A 1,235-nucleotide genomic window follows, 5' to 3' on the forward strand; every position below is an offset into this window, starting at 1 on the left:
GCCACGCGACTGCGGACGCTCGTGAGGATCCCGCTCGACGGCGGCGACGCCGCGACCGCCGACCTCGCCGTCGTCGACTTCACCGACCTCCAGGCGGAGGCCACCGACTCCGCGCTCGCGCGGGCCGACGCCCGCGCCGACTCGGTGACGGGCGACGACGTGGCCGACATCCTGTTCACCTCCGGCACCACGGGAAAGAGCAAGGGCGTGGTGGCGCTGCACCGCCAGACGGTCGCCGGCGCCCGCGCGTGGGGCTCGAACGGCGGACTCACCGAGCGCGACCGGTACCTCATCGTCAACCCGTTCTTCCACAGCTTCGGCTACAAGGCCGGCTTCCTGGTCTGCACACTCTTCGGCTCCACCGTCATCCCGCTGGCCGTGTACTCCCCCACCGAGACCATGCGGCTCGTACAGGACGAGGGCGCCACCGTCCTGCCCGGTGCCCCCACGATCTTCCAGACGATCCTGGACGCCCCGGACCGGGCGGGATTCGATCTGTCCTCCCTGCGCCTGGCCGTGACCGGCGCCTCGGTCGTCCCGGTGGTCCTGGTCGAGCGGATGCAGTCCGACCTGGGCCTGGAGACCGTCCTCACCGCCTACGGCCAGACCGAGACGATGGGCTTCATTACCACCACCACGGCGGACGACGACGACGTCACCGTCGCCACCACGTGCGGGCGGGCGTACCCCGGCATGGAGATCCGGATCGGGGACTCCGGCGAGATCCTCACCCGCGGCGAGATGGTGATGCAGGGGTATCTCGACGACCCTGAGAACACCGCGGAGGCCATCGACCCCGACGGCTGGCTCCACACCGGCGACGTGGGCGAGATCGACTCCCACGGCAACCTGCGGATCACCGACCGGCTCAAGGACATGTACATCACGGGCGGGTTCAACGTGTACCCCGCCGAGGTCGAACAGACGCTCGCGCGCCTGGACGGGGTGGTCGAGACCGCTGTCATCGGCGTCCCGGACGACCGGATGGGTGAGGTCGGCAAGGCCTTCGTGGTGCGCCGCGAGGGCTCGTCGCTCACCGAGGAGGACGTCCTCGGGTTCTGCCGCGAGCACCTGGCCAACTTCAAACGCCCCCGCGCCGTGGAGTTCGTGGAGTCCTTCCCGCGCAACGCCTCGGGCAAGATCCTCAAGACCGACCTCCGATGAGCACGGGCCGCCGGGCGGGTGCCGTCGTGGTCACCGGCGCCTCGGGCGGCATCGGCCGCGCGGTGGCCCGG

1 protein-coding gene is annotated in these 1,235 nt (G+C 70.9%); it reads left to right on the forward strand.

Features of this window, described 5'->3' with window-relative positions; all coding sequences use genetic code 11:
* Window positions 1-1,164: AMP-binding protein (locus G6028_RS04245; RefSeq protein ID WP_182658146.1), on the forward strand; the 1,164-nt coding region annotated here is incomplete at its 5' end.
* Window positions 1,165-1,235 lie beyond the last annotated feature (71 nt).

It is taken from the genome of Dietzia cercidiphylli (genome assembly GCF_014145145.1).
Classification (GTDB): Bacteria; Actinomycetota; Actinomycetes; order Mycobacteriales; family Mycobacteriaceae; genus Dietzia; species Dietzia natronolimnaea.